At 69.5% G+C, this 16,224-nt stretch carries 10 protein-coding genes; 4 read left to right on the forward strand and 6 right to left on the reverse strand.

Features of this window, described 5'->3' with window-relative positions:
* Positions 1-1,102: 1,102 nt before the first annotated feature.
* The 3 genes from Q0V34_RS19080 to Q0V34_RS19090 all read right to left on the reverse strand — a co-directional run bounded on the left by Q0V34_RS19080 (position 1,103) and on the right by Q0V34_RS19090 (position 4,377).
* Positions 1,103-1,594, reverse strand: coding sequence for a hypothetical protein (locus Q0V34_RS19080; RefSeq protein WP_297515409.1), 492 nt, complete (start codon positions 1,592-1,594; stop codon positions 1,103-1,105).
* Positions 1,595-2,119: 525 nt separating this feature from the next.
* Positions 2,120-2,956, reverse strand: coding sequence for an NlpC/P60 family protein (locus tag Q0V34_RS19085; protein WP_297515412.1), 837 nt, complete (start codon positions 2,954-2,956; stop codon positions 2,120-2,122).
* Positions 2,953-4,377 (reverse strand): M17 family metallopeptidase, encoded by a 1,425-nt coding sequence (locus Q0V34_RS19090; protein ID WP_297515415.1) that lies wholly within the window; start codon positions 4,375-4,377, stop codon positions 2,953-2,955. Before Q0V34_RS19090 ends, Q0V34_RS19085 begins: the two co-directional genes overlap by 4 nt.
* An 83-nt stretch (positions 4,378-4,460) precedes the next feature.
* Here Q0V34_RS19090 and Q0V34_RS19095 point away from each other — a divergent pair, with 83 nt between their 5' ends.
* The 4 genes from Q0V34_RS19095 to Q0V34_RS19110 all read left to right on the forward strand — a co-directional run bounded on the left by Q0V34_RS19095 (position 4,461) and on the right by Q0V34_RS19110 (position 9,651).
* Positions 4,461-5,261, forward strand: a complete 801-nt coding sequence (locus Q0V34_RS19095) for a tetratricopeptide repeat protein (protein WP_297515418.1) — start codon at positions 4,461-4,463, stop codon at positions 5,259-5,261.
* Between the two features lie 44 nt (positions 5,262-5,305).
* Positions 5,306-6,535: a gephyrin-like molybdotransferase Glp gene (gene glp / locus Q0V34_RS19100; RefSeq protein ID WP_297515421.1), complete on the forward strand. Its 1,230-nt coding sequence runs from the start codon at positions 5,306-5,308 to the stop codon at positions 6,533-6,535.
* Positions 6,536-6,601: 66 nt separating this feature from the next.
* On the forward strand, positions 6,602-8,488 hold the full coding sequence (locus Q0V34_RS19105) for a nucleoside-diphosphate sugar epimerase/dehydratase (RefSeq protein ID WP_297515425.1): 1,887 nt from the start codon (positions 6,602-6,604) through the stop codon (positions 8,486-8,488).
* 23 nt (positions 8,489-8,511) lie between these two features.
* Entirely contained in the window at positions 8,512-9,651 is a 1,140-nt protein-coding gene (locus Q0V34_RS19110) for a hypothetical protein (protein ID WP_297515428.1), read from the forward strand.
* A 37-nt stretch (positions 9,652-9,688) separates the two neighbouring features.
* Here the strand turns inward: Q0V34_RS19110 and Q0V34_RS19115 are convergent, their stop codons facing one another.
* The 3 genes from Q0V34_RS19115 to Q0V34_RS19125 all read right to left on the reverse strand — a co-directional run bounded on the left by Q0V34_RS19115 (position 9,689) and on the right by Q0V34_RS19125 (position 16,110).
* Complete coding sequence (locus Q0V34_RS19115) at positions 9,689-12,136, reverse strand: TonB-dependent receptor (protein ID WP_367272098.1); 2,448 nt, start codon at positions 12,134-12,136, stop codon at positions 9,689-9,691.
* 132 nt (positions 12,137-12,268) lie between these two features.
* Positions 12,269-12,694, reverse strand: coding sequence for a VOC family protein (locus Q0V34_RS19120; RefSeq protein WP_297515431.1), 426 nt, complete (start codon positions 12,692-12,694; stop codon positions 12,269-12,271).
* A gap of 125 nt (positions 12,695-12,819) precedes the next feature.
* The gene (locus Q0V34_RS19125) at positions 12,820-16,110 is read right to left on the reverse strand and encodes an error-prone DNA polymerase (protein WP_297515434.1); all 3,291 of its coding nucleotides are present in this window, start codon (positions 16,108-16,110) and stop codon (positions 12,820-12,822) included.
* Positions 16,111-16,224: the final 114 nt, after the last annotated feature.

A 16,224-nucleotide genomic window follows, 5' to 3' on the forward strand; every position in this document is an offset into this window, starting at 1 on the left:
CGCGGCCCCCGCCGCCCCGGCGGCTGGCGCTCCGGCCGCCGCGCCGAAGGCTTAAACGCTTTGCCGACATGACGAAGGCCCCGGAGGCGACTCCGGGGCCTTTTCTGTTGCGTTGGCTGTTGAGACCTTGGAACGGCTCAGCTACGCTGCCTAGGCGTGTAGCCTTCTCGAACGATCGGGCAAGCTGCGCTAGCGCGACGGCGCGCCCGACGGCTAGCAGCCTTTAATGCCGTCGATTGCCGCGGTCACGGATGTATCTCGGACCAGCGCCGCTAGCCCGAATACGAGTCCCGCGCTGCGTCCTGTCAATGACTGATACCGGGTGGTTGCGTCGGCCTGAGAGGCTGGCCAGTTGCGGGTATTCATGTGAGGGACAACCGACCGGATGTCGTTCGCCGCTGGAACAAAAGCGTTCTTGCGCGACATGAGGACGGGCATCATGGCGCCCTCGCGCCGGCCTGTGCGGACACAGACGGGGTGTAGAGCCAACCCCGGCCAGAACAGCCATCGGCTGTCCAGACCCAAGGCCTCGTAGAATTTGCTCTCAGCGCGGGCCTGCTCCAAATCGGCGTATAGCCGCATGGAAGGCACTTGCGCTGCGGCCGACGCCACAAGCGATGTTGTATGGTGGAATACAACAAGCGAGCCCGGAGTTAGGTCAACATTTCGCGCTGCCGGTAAAACTAGATAGGCGCAAGCCGATGCGCAAATTCCATCGACTTTAATGTCGAGATTGCGCGCTCGGATAAGATATCCGAGTGCGAGCGCATCTGAGGTATGACCTCCAGGACTGTTAATCCGGATCGACCTCACGTCTCGTCCCAGGGTTTTCCGAACGCGTTCCACGATTGGAGCCGTTATAGGAGCGCAGATGCTGACTTCCGAGCCACGCCGCTCAACTGAAGAAGTGCAGCGCTGTTTAGCAAGTCCAGAAACATGTGTTCTCGGCTGGCAGGCCGCGAGGCTCGCTGCGCCAAAGGATCCAAGAATGATACCCGTAACGACGCGGCTTGGGCGGGCGATCCTATTTGGCAAAATGCACTCCGTCTAATACACCACCACACGCCCTTTACCGCTCCAAGTGAAGCCGCGTCACCAGCACCTAGTCCTCGTACGGGTTGTAGGTGTTGAAGGCTTCAGCGTAAATATCCGTGGCTAGTCTGGACATAACTGAGAAATCGATCTGACCGAATGTGTCGAATACTAGATCGTGCATTTTAGCGGAGAACGTCACAATCAAACCACCCCGAGCAGGTATATCTACGTCAAGCAGAGTTGCCCCACCTGCTACACCGACTTTCCAGCCAAGATCCTGCCCCCAGTCCTGAAATCCCGCATAAAATACATCAGCTGTATATTCATTTACAATCTGTTCGTAAATAAATGCATCTTCGGACCACTTGACCGTGTCGCCGACATCAATCTTTCCGTTGCCATTGACGTCCGTGAAATATCCATCGGGAATACCATTGTTGTTAGTATCCTCCCACCACGACTGCGATTCTGGATTTGTCTTAGGGTCAGTAGTCGGAGGCCCGCCGCTTGCCATTGAATTCATGGCCGGCGCGAGACCCCAGATTTCGGCGATTTCCACGCGAACGCTCCTATCACTTGGCTCCCTCGTAGTGAGGAAAGCGAAGCGAGCGTAACCTGCCAAAGTTCAAATACAACCTTAGCTATTTCATATTGTAAAACTATTTCCGGTTTAGTTTAAAAGCTCCGCCGGGCGACGGCATCTTCGTTATGGTCAGCGGGTTGGTCTTGGCCTGCGGAGCTTAGCCCCCCGCGAACTACTTCACGCCATCTCCGCCCCGCCGCTTCAGGAACCTTGCGACGATGGCTGCGACCACCATGATCGCCCCGACGATCCAACCCACCTGGCCTGAACCCCTCCCGAACACATGAGGTGGGACGACGACGGCGAGGACGGTCAAGCCGACATAGGCGCCCGTAGCCATCCACTTCACGCCTGCCACCTCAACATAGGGTCACCTTGATCTTATGTCCCCGGCCGCCGTTTCGCCGCAAGCGCCGCCGCCCGCCGCCGCTCGCCCAACCGCGCCGAAGGGGCAAACTGCATGCGTGGGCGAGCCGCCTCCGACAAGGCGGGCGGCGCCGCCTAAACCCGCCGGTACCCTAGCACCCCGCCCGTCGGCGTCGCCGCGATCCGGGCCACCGCCTCGGCCAGAGGCTCGATCGCGGTCGCCATGTGGTGGGCGTTGGCGTGGAGGATGGTGTCGGGGTCCAGCAGGATGGCCACGTGGCCCTTCCAGAACACCAGGTCGCCGCGTCGGCGGTCGGCCTCGGCGATCTCCGGGAAGAACGCCCGCTGCAGGTCGGTGTCGCGCGGACAGGCGCGGCCGCAGGCATAGAGCGCCTGCTGCGTCAGGGCCGAGCAGTCCAGCCCCAGGCTCTCGCGGCCGCCCCACTGGTAGGGCGCGCGCAGGAAGCGTTCGGCCACGGCCACATAGTCGGTCTCGAACCGTCCGACCGGCGCCAGGTGATCGGCGACGAACCAGCCGCTCCGCGCGCCCCGCACGAAGCGGCCCTCGCGCGCCTCGACCGTGACCAGGGCGTTCAGGCTGTAGAGCCCGACGATCGCCGACTTGATGTCCGGCTCGGCGAACGCGTAGGTGCGCAGGGCCGCGACCCGGTGATCCGGCGTCAGCACCGGCGCGGACAGGGCGTCGATCGGGACATAGCCGACATAGCGATCGCGGCGGGCCTGGCCGAAGGCGAACTCGCCGTCCTCGAACAAGACGTCGAACAGCTCGCCGAACAGCATCTGGTCTTCCTGCTCGGCGTCGGGCCGGGGCGCCGCGCGCAGGCTGGCCAGCGGGGCGCTGACCTGCATCGGCGTCACGTCCTGAAAGCGGTCGGCGGCGACCAGGCCTTCCAGCCGGCGGTCGGCGACGCCGTCGCGGATCAGGGTCAGGCGGCGATCCGGCGCGCTCATCGGGCGAACCGCGCCTTCAGCATCGCGAAGACGGCGCGGATGGCCTGGACCTCGGCCCCGACGGGATAGCCGGGACGGCCCTTGGGATTCCAGGCGAAGACGTCGAAATGGGCCCAGGGGCCGATCCCCTCGCCCGCGTCCTTGGCGGCTTGGGGCGCGAACCTCTGGAGGAACAGCGCCGCCGTCGTGGCCCCGGCCTGGGCCCAGCCGTCCGGGTCGTTCTTCAGGTCGGCGATGTCGCTGTCCAGCGCCTCGGCATAGGCCTCGGTCAGGGGCAGGCGCCAGACGGGGTCGGCGACCGCGCGCGAGGCGGCCTCGATCTGGCCGGCCAGGGCGTCGTCGGCGGTCCAGAACGGGATGACGAACGGCCCCATGGCGATGCGCGCCGCGCCGGTCAGGGTGGCGAAGTCCAGGGTCAGGGCCGGCTTCAGCTCGGCGGCCCGGGTCAGGGCGTCGGCCAGGATCAGGCGCCCCTCGGCGTCGGTGTTGCCGACCTCGACGGTCAGGCCCGCGCGGGTCTGCAGCACGTCGCCCGGCCGCATGGCGTCGCCGGCGATGGCGTTCTCGACCACCGGGGTCAGGATCACGAGCCGCACCGGCAGGCCCGCCTCCATCACCATCCGGCCCAGGGCCAGGGCGTGGGCGGCCCCGCCCATGTCCTTCTTCATCAGCCGCATGCCGGCCGAGGGCTTGATGTCGAGGCCGCCGGTGTCGAACACCACGCCCTTGCCCACCAGCGCCAGGACGGGATGGGCGGGATCGCCCCAGGTCACCTCGATCATCCGGGGGGCGCGGACCTCGACGGCGGCGCGGCCCACGGCGTGGACGGCCGGATAGTTCTCCTTCAAGAGGTCGTCGCCGCGCACCACCGACAGGGTCGCGCCGTACTTCTCGGCGATCTCGCCCGCGATAGTCTCGATCTGCAGCGGTCCCATGTCGTTGGCCGGCGTGTTGACCATGTCGCGGGCCAGGGCGCAGGCGTGGGCCATGGCCGTCACGGCGGCGGCGTCGACGCCCTTGGGCGCGACCAGGCGGGCGATCGGCTCGCCCCGCTTCTTGTAGCGATCGAAGCGATAGGTCCCCAGCGCGAAGGCCAGGGCCGCCTGCTCGGGGTCGACGCCCTTGGGCAGCCGCGACAGGGCGTAGTCGCCGGCCGGCAGCTTGCCGGCCAGGGTCCGGAACAGCGACGGATCGACGCGCCCGCCGCCCGTCCCCAGCAGCACCTGCTCGACCGCGCCGCTCGCCCCCGGGACCGCCAGCACCTGGCCGGCCTTGCCCGCGAAGCCGTTGGCCGAAGCGAAGGTCCGCACCGGACCGCGCTTACGGGCCAGGAACGCCTCGGCCTCGCTCGCCGCCACCGGATGGACCGGGATCGTCTGGCCCTCGGCTTGGCTGAGGATCGGGTGCGTCGCTTCGGACATCGGCCAAGTCCTTTACAAGTATGCTTAACGATTCCTTGAGGGCCGCGCCGCGATGATGGCGCGTCTTCCGGAGACTCGTCTTCATGTGTCGCAACCAAGCCCTCGTCGCAACCCTGCTGACCGCCCTGCTGGCGAGCGCCCCCGCCGCGGCCGCCGACGCGCCCAAGCCGGCCCCTGCCGCCGTCGCCGCCCCGGTCAAGGCCTCGCCGCAACAACGGACCGAGGCGCGGCGTCTGGACCCGCTGGCCCAGGCCGCCTTCTGGGGCGCGGAGTTCGAGCGCGATCCCGCCGACGCCGAGGCGGGCGCGGGCCTGGCCAAGGCGCTGCGCAATCTGGGTCGCAACGACGAGGCGGCCGAAGCCGCGACCAAGGCTCTGGTCGCCCATCCCGAGAACGAGGACCTGCTGCTGGAGCTGGCCCGCGCCCATATCGCGCGCGGCCAGGGCTTCTACGCGATCGACCCGGCCCGCAAGGCCGCCAGCCTCAATCCGCGCGACTGGCGGCCGCTGACCCTGCTGGGCGTGGCCTACGAACAGGCCCAGCGCGACGACGAGGCCGACGCCGCCCACCGCCAGGCCATGGCCCTGGCGCCGAACGAGGCGACGCCGCTGGCCAACTACGCCATGCACCTGGCGGCCAAGGGCGATCTGGCCGGCGCCGAGGCCCAGCTGCGCCGCGCGGTCGCCCTGCCCTCGGCCGGGATCCAGGTGCGCCAGAACCTGGCTCTGGTCGTCGGCCTGCAGGGCCGCCTGCCCGAGGCCGAGAAGCTGGCGCGCGCCGACCTGCCGCCCGAACTGGTCGACAACAACCTGGCCTATCTGCGCGCGGCGACCGGCCAGGCCGGCGCGAACCGGACCTGGGACTCCGTGCGCGGCGGTCGGTAGAACCACGGCTCCCGCCCGAGGAAGCGACGGCGTATGGACGGCTCATGATCCTCAAGAATCTCAGCGTCGAGGACGCCCGCGCCCGCATGCTCGCCGACGCCCGGCGGCTGGGCGTCGAGATCGTGCCCCTGGCCGACGCCCTGGGCCGCGTGCTCGCCGAGCCGGTCGTCGCCCAGCGGCCACAGCCGCCGTTCGACGCCTCGGCCATGGACGGCTGGGCCATCCGCCGCGTCGACTACGCCCCAGGCAAGGCCTTCGCGATCGTGGGCGAGAGCGCCGCCGGCAAGGCCCATCCCCACCCGATCCAGGCCGGCGAGGCGGTCCGCATCTTCACCGGCGCGCCCCTGCCCGCCGGCGCCGACCTTGTCGTCCTGCAAGAAGAGGCCGTCCGCGACGGCGAGACGGTCCGCTTCGAGGCCGGCGAGGATCCCCGCCCCCACACCCGCCCGGCCGGCGGCGACTTCAAGGCGGGCGACGTCCTGCTGGACGCCGGCGTCGTCCTCGATCCCTGGCGCCTGTCGCTGGTCGCCTCGGCGGGCCTGGCGCGGGTCCCGGTCGCCCGGCGGCCGCGCGTGGCGATCCTGGCGACCGGCGACGAGCTCGTTCCGCCCGGCGCCGCGCCGCGTCCCGACCAGATCTTCGAAAGCGGCTCGTTTAGCCTGGCCGCCCTGATCGGCGCCTGGGGCGGCGAGGCCTTTCGCCTGACCGCCCAGGCCGACGACGCCGCCGCGATCGCCGCCGCCGTCGACGCGCCCTTTTCCGAGGAGGGGCCGGTCGAGGCCGACCTGATCGTCACCATCGGCGGGGCCTCGGTCGGCGATCACGACCTGGTCAAGCCGGCCCTGACCACGCTGGGCCTGGCGCTCGCCGTCGAGACGGTGGCGGTGCGGCCCGGCAAGCCGACCTGGTTCGGAACCCTGGGCGACGGCCGCCGGGTCCTGGGCCTTCCCGGCAATCCGGCCTCGGCCCTGGTCTGCGCCGAGCTCTTTCTGCGACCGCTGCTGGCGGCGCTGAGCGGCGGCGATCCGGTGGTGCGCCTCGACCCCGCCCGCGTCGTGGGCGACTTGCCCGCCACCGGCCCGCGCGAGCACTGGATGCGCGCCAGCCTGGCCGTCGATCCGGAGGGACGAACCCTGGCAAGGCCCTTCCCCGATCAGGATTCCTCGCTGGTCGGGGTCTTCGCCCGGGCCGACGCTCTGCTGCGGCGACGGGCCGGCGCCCCGGCGCTCGCCGACGGCGCGGTCGTCGAGGTTCTGCGCCTTCGACGCGGCTGACACCGCGACGGCGGCGAAATGCCGTGCTACTCCCGAATCCCGACCTTTCGGCTCAAGAGGTTTTCCATGGGGCACGCAGGCAAGATCGCGACTCACGTCCTCTTGGCCTTCCTGGCCTTGCTCGTGGGTCGGTACCTGGTCATCGACATGCCCTTCACCCGGGACACGCTGCTGCAGGCCGCCTATTACGGCCTGGGCGCGCTGATCGTCGAACTGCTGTTCCGGGTCGAGCGCGCGCCATGGCGGTTCGTCTCGGCCAGCGACCATCTGCGGCTGCTGCGCTCGGCGGTGCTGACCGCGGCGACCTTCATGGTCATCACCCGCCTGGTGCATCCCGGCATCGACGGCGGCCTGCGGACGGTCGCCGGCGCGGCCCTGTTCCAGGCCACCTTCCTGTCGGCCCTGCGCGTCTTCCGCCGCAGCGTGCATGAGCGGATGCTGCTCGACTCGGTCCTGCGCCTGGGTCCGGCCGCCCTGCACCCGGCCCTGCCGCGCCTGCTGATCGTCGGCTCGGCCAACGAGGCCGAGGCCTTCCTCCGCGCGCCCGCGGGCCTGGGCGAACGCTACGCCCCGATCGGCGTCGTCTCGCCGCTGGATCGCGAGACCGGCGACGAGCTGCGCGGCGTCTGCGTGCTGGGCGCGATCGCCGATTTCGACAGCGTGCTGGCCCGCCTGCGCGACAGCGGCCTGCCGCCGTCGGCCATCCTGTTCCTGACCGACAGCGCCATGAGCATCTTCGGCGCCGAGCGCCTGGGCCGGCTGAAGACCGAAGGCGTGCGCCTGCTGCGCCGCCACGGCGTGGTCGAGATGGGCGCCGACGCCCACGCCGCGCCGATGCTGCGCGAAATCTCCATCGAGGAACTGCTCAGCCGCCCGCCGGTGCGCCTGGATCCCGAGCCCGTCCGCGCCCTGGTCTCGGGCCGGCGGGTGCTGGTCACCGGCGCCGGCGGCAGCATCGGCTCGGAGCTGTGCCGCCAGATCGCCGCCAGCGGCTGCGCCCACCTGACCATGGTCGACGCCTCGGAATACAACCTCTTCCATATCGACCGCGAGATCGCCCAGACCTGGCCGGGCCTGGCCCGCAAGGAAGTGCTGTGCGACGTCCGCGACGCCGCCCGCGTCGACCGGGTCTTCGACGAGCAGCGTCCCGACATCATCTTCCACGCCGCCGCGCTGAAGCACGTCACCCTGGTCGAGAACCACCCGTGCGAGGGCGTGCGGACCAATGTGCTGGGCACCCGCAACGTCGCCCTGGCGGCCAAGGCCTGCGGCGCGGCGCACCTGGCTCTGATCTCCACCGACAAGGCCGTGGCCCCGACCAGCGTGATGGGCGCGGCCAAGCGCGTGGCCGAGGCCGTGGCCCGCCAGTACGGCGGCGGCGGCGAGATGCGGGTCAGCATCGTCCGCTTCGGCAACGTGCTGGGCTCGGCGGGCTCGGTCGTACCGATCTTCAAGCAGCAGATCGCCCGCGGCGGCCCGGTGACCCTGACCCACGCCGAGGTCGAGCGCTACTTCATGACCATCCCCGAGGCCGTGCAGCTGGTGCTGCGGGCCGTGGCCCTGTCGCGGATCGCCTCGGAGCCCGAGGATGGCGTCCTGACGCTCGAGATGGGCGAGCCGGTCAAGATCATGGATCTGGCCAAGCGGATGATCGAGCTGCAGGGCCTGACCCCCGGCCGCGACATCGAGATCGAGATCACCGGGCTGCGCCCCGGCGAGAAGCTGACCGAGACCCTGGTCGACGTGAACGAGATCGCCCGGCCCAAGGCGCCCGGCATCATGGAGGCCGTGCCCCTGTCGCCGTTGCCGACCATCACCGAGGAGCGCCTGGCCGCCCTCGACGGCCTGGCCGAGATCGGCGACGAGACCGCCGTCCGCGACCAGCTGTTCGGCCTGGTCGAGGAACTGCGGCAGACGGGGCCGTCGAAGGTGGTGAAGATCCGGGCCTCCTAGGACCTTCAGTGAGGAGACGCGCGATGCCCTCGGTCCAAGCTTTCCGCCGAGCCGCCGTGGTCGCCCTGCTCGGCTCCGTCGCCCTCGGCGCGGCGGCCCGCGCGCAGACGGGACCCGACCTCAAGGCCTTCACGCGGACGGCGCTGATCCCCTTCACGCCGTCGAAGTCCGAGCCGTTCACCGCGCCGCCGAAGGTGGCGTTGCGGCTGGAAGGTCCGCTCGGCGCCGTCCAGCCGCATCCGGTGGTGATGGACACCGGCTCCACGGGCGTCGTGGTCTCGGCCGCCGACCTGCCCAGCTATTCCGCCGACAAGATCGCCGCCTATCCGGCGGGGTGGGAGTTCCTGAGCAGCAGCAAGCGTCTGTGGGTCGGCCACTGGGTCCCCACCGCGATCGTCTATCTGGACCCGGCCGGCGGCGAGCTTGCCCGGGCGAGCGTTCCGGTGCTGGTCGTCGAGACGACGATGCGGTGCCCGGGCTACGACGTGAAGGCCTCGCCGGGGACCTGCGCAGCGCCCACCGAGACGGTGAGCCTGCCCAAGGGCCTGGCCTATATGGGCGTCGGCTTTGGCCGCGAGAAGAACGGCCAGTCACAGGGCACGCCCGATAAGAACCCGTTGCTGAACGTGGTGAGCCTCGCGGGCAAGCCCGTCGATCCGGCCGCGTTTCGCCGAGGCTATGTCGTCACCCGCGACGGGGTGCGGGTCGGGCTGACGGCCGCGACCACCGCCGGCTTTCGCTTCGTCAAGCTGGACGCCCGCCCCGGCGGCGGGCCGCTGGACTGGCAGCAGGCCCCGATGCGGGTGGCGGCCGGCGATCAACCCGACCAGGCCGGCTCCCTGCTGATCGATACGGGCATCTCCAACATGTATCTGGGCGTCGCCCATCCGGACGCGCTCTCGACCCGCGTCGAGCTCAACCAGAACGCCAAGACCCCCGGCAAGGTGCTGGCGGACGGCCAGAGCGTGACCGTGACCGTCCCGACCGAGCCGGCCACGCGCTTTTCCTTCACCGTCGGCCAGGCCGATCCGATCGCCCCCAGCCAGGTGCTGGTCAACGCGCCGATGGCCAAGGCCTTCGTCAACACCGGCCGTCACGCCCTGCGACGCTTCGAGGTGCTGTTCGACGCCGACGGCGGCTGGTTCGGCTTGCGAGAACGCTGAGGCCGGTCGGCGCGGGGCCGACCGCCTATCCGCGCGCCTAGAACGCGGCTCGGACGGTGACGCCCCAGGTCCTGGGATCGCCCGGCTGGCCGGCGATCAGGCCGGTGTTGCTGGGACCGACGGCCAGGAACTCGAAATAGTTCTGATCGAAGGCGTTGCGCACCCAGCCGTAGATGTTCAGCCCCTCGGGCGTGCGGAAGCCGGCGCGGAAATTGGCGATCGCATAGCCGTCGACCCAGGTATAGGCCGAGGGCGACGGATTGGACGAAAAGCGCGAGCGGTAGCTGCCGTCATAGCCGAAATAGAACTCGCCGGTCTTGCCCAGGAAGTCGCCCGGCGTGTTGGCCTCGGCCCCGAAGGCGAAGCTCCACTTCGAGACGCCCGGCAGGCGCTGGCCCGAGATGTCGCAGTTGGGGGGGCTGAGCGCGCCGGCCACGCCCGGCGCGCCCGGCGTCTGGCTTCCCGTCGCCGTCGCGCCGCCCGACAGTTCCGGCGGGCAAGGCGCGTCGACGAAGCGCACGTACTTGGCGTCGGTATAGGCCCCGTTCAGATAGGCCGAGAACCGCGCGTTGGGCCGGTAGGCCGAGTCCAGCTCGACGCCCTGAGTCCGCACCTTGCCGGCATTGGCCAGATAGCCGCGCAGCACCCCCAGCTGGCCGTTGGTGACCGTGGCCTGGTAGTCCTTGATGTCGGTCCGGAACACCGCGAGGTTCGCCGTCAGGGTGCGGTTCAGCCACTGGGTCTTGAGGCCGCCTTCGAAGTGGTTGATGTCCTCGGGCTTGATCACCCCGGCGGCGGCGATCGGATTGCCCGCCGCGTCGGTCGGCAGGCCGTTCTGGTTGATGCCGCCGGTCTTGAAGCTCTTGGCGTAGGTCGCATAGGCCAGGACATCGCGGCCGGCCTGGTAGCTCGCGGTCAGGTCATAGGCGAAGTTCCAGTCGTCGAAGCTGGGCGCGCTGACCTGCGGCGTGTAGATGGCCAGCTGGGCGGCGCGGCGCGCGCCGGTGTCGGTGATCAGCACCGGAACGCCCTGGCCGTCATAGACCTTGCGCTCGTAATAGCCGGACTTCTGGTCGTAGTTCAGCCGCGCGCCCGGGGTCAGGGTGAAGGCGTCCGTCACCTTCCAGCTCAGCTGGCCGAACACGGCCAGGCTCTTGCTCTTCAGCCACTGGACGTTCTTGGCCGTCAGGCCGGCCAGCACGGTCGGGTCGTTGGACAGCGCGTTGCTGGGGGCGATGTTCCAGCGGCTGGCCGCCGTTCCCTGCTGCTCGGTTCCCTGGGTGTCGATCCGCTGCTGGAAGGCGAAGGCGCCGACCACCAGGTCATAGGCCTTGGTCTCGCGGTTGTAGCGCAGTTCCTGGCTGTACTGGTCCTGCTGCGACGGGTTCTGCGACTTGGCGACGATCGACAGCCCCAGGAAGTCGCGGTCGTTCTGTGGCTTCCAGTCCCAGAACCGCCAGGCCGTGACCGAGGTCAGGGTCCCGCCCGCCACGTTCCAGACCGCCTTGGCCGAGACGCCGCCGATCTTGTTGCCGGCGTTGAGCTCGGCGTCGACATCGGTCACCCGCGCGAACGGGTCGGTGCTGGGCACGGCGTAGCCCAGCGCCGCCGTCAGGGCCGCGTACTGCCGGTTCAGCGCCCGCTGGGTCGCGCCGACGCGGACATAGATCTGGGCGAAGCCCTCGGGATTCTGCCGGCTGTAGTCGCCGGCCAGGGTGATCGAGAGATCCTCGCTGGGCTTGAACAGCAGCTGGCCGCGCAGGCCCAGATTGTCCTGCTCGTTGATGTAGCGGCTGCTGGTGACGTTATAGATCGTGCCGCGCCGGTGGGTGCTGGACACCGCCAGGCGCGCGGCGACCTTGTCGCTCAGCGGGCCGGAAATCGCCGCCTTGGCCTGCTTGAACTCCAGATCGCCGACCGAGATCTCGGCGGAGCCCTGAAAGTCGAAGGTCGGCTGGCGGGTGGTGATGTTGATCGCGCCGGCCGTGGTGTTCTTGCCGTAGAGCGTGCCCTGCGGGCCGCGCAGGACCTCGATCCGGTCGACGTCGAGGAAGTCGAAGGTCGCCGTCGCCACCCGCGAATTATAGACGTCGTCGACATAGATCCCGACGCCCTGCTCGAAGCCGTCGCTGGTCAGGCCGAACGGCGCGCCCAGGCCTCGAATGTTGACCGAGGTGTTGCGCGGGTTCGACGAATAGAACTGCAGGGTCGGGGTCAGCTGCTGCAGACGTCCGACATTGAACGAGCCCGTGCCGTCGAGGCGATCGCCGCCGACCACCGACACGGCCAGCGGCGCCGACTGCACCGTCTCGGCCCGGCGCCGCGCCGTGATCGTCAGCGTGTCGACCGTCGCCCCGGCGACGTCCGAGCCTTCGACGGCGGCCTCGCCATCCGATGCGGCGGCGTAGGCCCCGTGGGCGCCGCCGCAAAGCAGCGTGGCCAGCAACAGGGCCCTGGTGAAGTGCTGACGCGCGGTGGTGGACATGGCCGATCCCCTTCTTGGCTTTGCCGGGGATCAAAACCGATGAAAACCTATCGGAGTAGTCTGATTAACCTGCGGGCGGCGTTAGTGAATCTGATAACGCCGTTCAATCGTCGGGCCGCTCGCGTCGCCGCCTCACCCCTGCTGGGGCATGGTGTTGATCATCCACGGGATGCCGAACTTGTCGGTCAGGCTGCCATAGCCCGGCGACCAGAAAGTCTCGCCGAAGGGCATGCCGACCTTGCCGCCCTCGGCCAGGGCGTCGAACACCCGGCGGGCCTCGGCGGCGTCGGGGCTGTGGAAGGTGACGTCGAAGCCGTTCTTGGGCTTGTCGATGTTCGGCGCGAACTCGGGCGGCATGTCCGCGCCCATGATCGCCTGATCGCCGATCTGCAGCCAGCAGTGCATCAGCCAATCCTTGTACTTGGGATCGACCGGCATGTCGGGTGGGCCCTCGCCGAACGGGAAGGCGGCGGTGATCTCGCCGCCCAGGATTCCCGCGTAGAATTCGAACGCCTCGCGGCACTGTCCCTTGAAGCTCAGGCTGGTGACGATCTTCATGCTTTCCTCCTCGACGAGTGGGTCGGTCCCAAGGACGCGCCGCGCGATCGTGGTCCGACAGCCTGGGGCGAGGATGCTCCGGAAAAATGTCGCGCGAACGACGTTCGGCGAAATCTAGAGCGATATCAATGAAAGTCCCGGCTGCGCAGCAATCGTCCTGACACTTTCTGGCGCACGCGCGGGGCCGGGGCGCCAGGCTCGTCGCGCAGGGTGGCGAGATGGGCCGACAGGTCGGTGAAGCCTTCGGCCACGACGTGGATGACCTTGTCGGCCCGCTGCACCCGGCCGTGGACGACCAGGAACGAGGCGGTCATCACCACATTGCGGTCGGCCTCGAAGCGGTCCTTCCAGACCACGGCGTTGGCCACGCCCGTCTCGTCCTCCAGGGTCACGAACACCACGCCCTTGGCCGTACCCGGCCGCTGCCGGATCAGGACGAGGCCGGCCACCGAGACCTTGGCCCCGTCCTTGAGCGTTCGCAGCTGCTCGGCCGTGATCACCCCGCGTTCCTTCAGCATGGGCCGGTAGAAGCCGATCGGATGGGCCTTCAGCGACAGGCTGGTGGTGCGATAGTCCTCGGCCACCTCCTGGCTGGGCGCCATCTTCGGCAGGGCCGCGCGGTCCTCGAACAGCGGCAGGCCCGCCAGCAGCGGCGCCTGGACCGGGGCCTTGTGCTCGCCCTTCAGCCCCTTGACCGCCCACAGGGCCTCGCGGCGCGACAGGCCCACCGAGGCGAAGACATCGGCCTCAGCCAGCAGCTCCAGCGCCCGCTGCGGCACGCCGCCCTGGGCGAACTCGGCGGGCGTGCGCGCGCCCTCGGCCCGGGCCTTCAGCAGCGGCGGGATGTCGATGGCCTCGCGCAGGCCCTTGATCTGCCGAAAGCCCAGCCGGACGGCCTTCCAGCGATGGCGGTTCTCGTAATCGGCGATCTTGTCCGGGCGGGGCCTAAAAGGCCGCGCCGCCCCCTCCGTCGGCTGCGCCGACACCTCCCCCATGAAGGGGGAGGAGACCTCCAGCGTGCAGTCCCACTGGCTGTTTAGAATGTCCGGCGGTCGCACCTCGACCCCGTGCTCGCGGGCGTCGCGGACCAGCTGGGCCGGCTGGTAGAAGCCCATCGGCTGGGAGTTGATCAGGGCGGCGCAGAACACGTCCGGCCAGGCCCATTTGATCCAGGCCGAGATATAGACCAGCTTGGCGAAGCTGGCCGCGTGGCTTTCCGGAAAGCCGTAGTGGCTGAAGCCCTCGATCTGCTTGAAGCAGCGCTCGGCGAAGTCGCGCTGGTAGCCGCGCCCGACCATGCCCTCGATGAACTGGACCCGATAGGCGTCGGGCGAGCCCAGGTTGCGGAAGGTGGCCATGGCCTTGCGCAGGCCGTCGGCCTCGTCCGGCGTGAACTTGGCCGCCTCGATGGCCAGACTCATGGCCTGTTCCTGGAACAGCGGCACGCCGAAGGTTTTGCCCAGGATCTGCTCCAGCTCGTCGGCCGGCCCGTGCTCCGGCGACGGGGCGGGCATGTCGACGGGCTCCTCGCCGTTCCGTCGCTTCAGGTACGGATGCACCATGTCGCCCTGGATCGGGCCCGGCCGGACGATCGCCACCTCGATGACCAGGTCGTAGAACTGGCGCGGCTTCAGCCTCGGCAGCATCGACATCTGGGCCCGGCTCTCGACCTGGAACACGCCGACGCTGTCGGCGACGCACAGCATGTCGTAGACGCCCGGGACTTCCCTCGGGATATCGGCGATGTCCTTCAGCCACGCCTGGCCATGGTCCTCGCGCAGCATCGTCATGGCCCGCTGGATGGCGGTCAGCATGCCCAGGGCCAGCACGTCGACCTTCATCAGCGACAGGCTGTCGATGTCGTCCTTGTCCCACTCGATGAAGGTGCGGTCGGCCATGGCCGCGTTGCCGATCGGCACGGTCTCGTCCAGCCGCCGCTTGGTCAGGACGAAGCCGCCGACGTGCTGCGACAGGTGGCGCGGAAAGCCCATCAGCTCGGTGGCCAGGGCCACGGCGCGGGCGATCTCGGGCGCCTCGGGATCCAGGCCCGCCTTGCGCAGGTGCTCCTCGGGCAGGCCCGAGCCCCAGCTGCCCCAGACCGTGCCAGCCAGCAGCGAGGTCACGTCCTCGGTCAGGCCCAGGGCCTTGCCGACGTCGCGGATGGCGCTGCGCGGGCGGTAGTGGATCACCGTGCCGCAGATCGCCGCGTATTCCCGGCCGTAGCGGCGATAGACGTACTGCATCACCTCCTCGCGCCGCTCGTGCTCGAAGTCGACGTCGATGTCCGGCGGCTCGCCGCGGTTCTCGGAGATGAAGCGGGTGAACAGCAGCCGGTGCTCGGTCGGGTCGATCGCCGTGACGCCCAGGCAGAAACAGACCGAGGAATTGGCCGCCGAGCCCCGCCCCTGGCACAGGATCCCCATGCGCCGCGCCTCGCGCACGATGTCGTGCACGGTGATGAAATAGTTCGGGTAATTCATCTTCTCGATCAGCCGCAGCTCTTCGCGGAGCTGGTGCTGGACCTTCTCGGGAACGCCGTCCGGATAGCGCCAGGCCGCCCCGGCCCAGGTCAGGTCGGTCAGGTGCTGCATGGCCGTCTTGCCGGGCGGCACGGGCTCGTCGGGATACTCCTCGCGCAGCTGGCCAAGATCGAAGTCGATGCGCTCGACGATCTCGAGCGTGCGTTCGATCGCCCGGGGCCAGCGCTCGAACAGCCGGGCCATTTCGGCTGGCGACTTCAGATGCCGCTCGGCGTTGGCCTGCAGACGAAAGCCCGCCTCCTGGATCGTGCAGTGCTCGCGCACGCAGGTGATGACGTCCTGCAGCGGCCGCCGCTCCGGCCCGTGATAGAGCACGTCGTTGGTCGCCACGATCGGCGCGCCCGCCGCGCGGCCCAGGGCGTCGAGGCGGGCCAGGCGGCGAAGGTCCTGGGCGGCATAGGCGCGGCTGGCGGCCAGCCAGGCCCGCCCCGAGAGATCGCCGGCCATGCGCGCGAGGTCCCGCTCGAAGGCTTCGTCCAGGTCCTTCGGCGGCACGATCAGGCCGAGCTGGCCGTCGGCATGGTCCAGGAAGTCCCGCCAGGTCAGGTGGCACTGGCCCTTCTCGGCCCGGCGCTGGCCCAGGGTCAGCAGCCGCGTCAGCCGGCCGAACGCCTCGCGGTCGGTGGGGTAGCACAGCAGGCTGGGCGTCCCGTCCATGAAGTCCAGCCGGCAGCCGCTCAGCACCCGGACCTTGCGCCGCTTGGCCTCGGTCCAGGCGCGGACGATCCCGGCCAGGCTGTTGCGGTCGGTGACCCCGATGGCCGTCAGCCCCAGGGCGTCGGCCGCGATCGCCAGCTCGCCCGCGTGCGAGGCGCCGCGCAGGAACGAGAAGTTGGTGGCGGTCTGCAGTTCGGCGTAGGCGGGGGCGTGCGCCATCAGCTGCTCCCCCTCTGGGGGAGCTGTCGCGGAGCGACAGAGGGGGCCAGCGCGGCATAAGCCGAGCAACCCCCTCCGGCCCGGAGCCCGTCCTCGGGCGCGCGCTTCGCGCGC

This window comes from uncultured Caulobacter sp. (genome assembly GCF_947036865.1).
In the GTDB taxonomy this organism is placed as follows: domain Bacteria; phylum Pseudomonadota; class Alphaproteobacteria; order Caulobacterales; family Caulobacteraceae; genus Caulobacter.

Excerpts from the sequence above, each read along its gene's own strand:
- Q0V34_RS19110 (WP_297515428.1), top strand. The coding sequence starts at position 8,512 with ATGCCCTCGGTCCAAGCTTTCCGCCGAGCCGCCGTGGTCGCCCTGCTC.
- Q0V34_RS19085 (WP_297515412.1), bottom strand. The coding sequence starts at position 2,956 with ATGAGCGCGCCGGATCGCCGCCTGACCCTGATCCGCGACGGCGTCGCC.
- Q0V34_RS19120 (WP_297515431.1), bottom strand. The coding sequence starts at position 12,694 with ATGAAGATCGTCACCAGCCTGAGCTTCAAGGGACAGTGCCGCGAGGCG.
- Q0V34_RS19115 (WP_367272098.1), bottom strand. The coding sequence starts at position 12,136 with ATGTCCACCACCGCGCGTCAGCACTTCACCAGGGCCCTGTTGCTGGCC.
- glp (WP_297515421.1), top strand. The coding sequence starts at position 5,306 with ATGATCCTCAAGAATCTCAGCGTCGAGGACGCCCGCGCCCGCATGCTC.
- Q0V34_RS19125 (WP_297515434.1), bottom strand. The coding sequence starts at position 16,110 with ATGGCGCACGCCCCCGCCTACGCCGAACTGCAGACCGCCACCAACTTC.
- Q0V34_RS19090 (WP_297515415.1), bottom strand. The coding sequence starts at position 4,377 with ATGTCCGAAGCGACGCACCCGATCCTCAGCCAAGCCGAGGGCCAGACG.
- Q0V34_RS19105 (WP_297515425.1), top strand. The coding sequence starts at position 6,602 with ATGGGGCACGCAGGCAAGATCGCGACTCACGTCCTCTTGGCCTTCCTG.
- Q0V34_RS19095 (WP_297515418.1), top strand. The coding sequence starts at position 4,461 with ATGTGTCGCAACCAAGCCCTCGTCGCAACCCTGCTGACCGCCCTGCTG.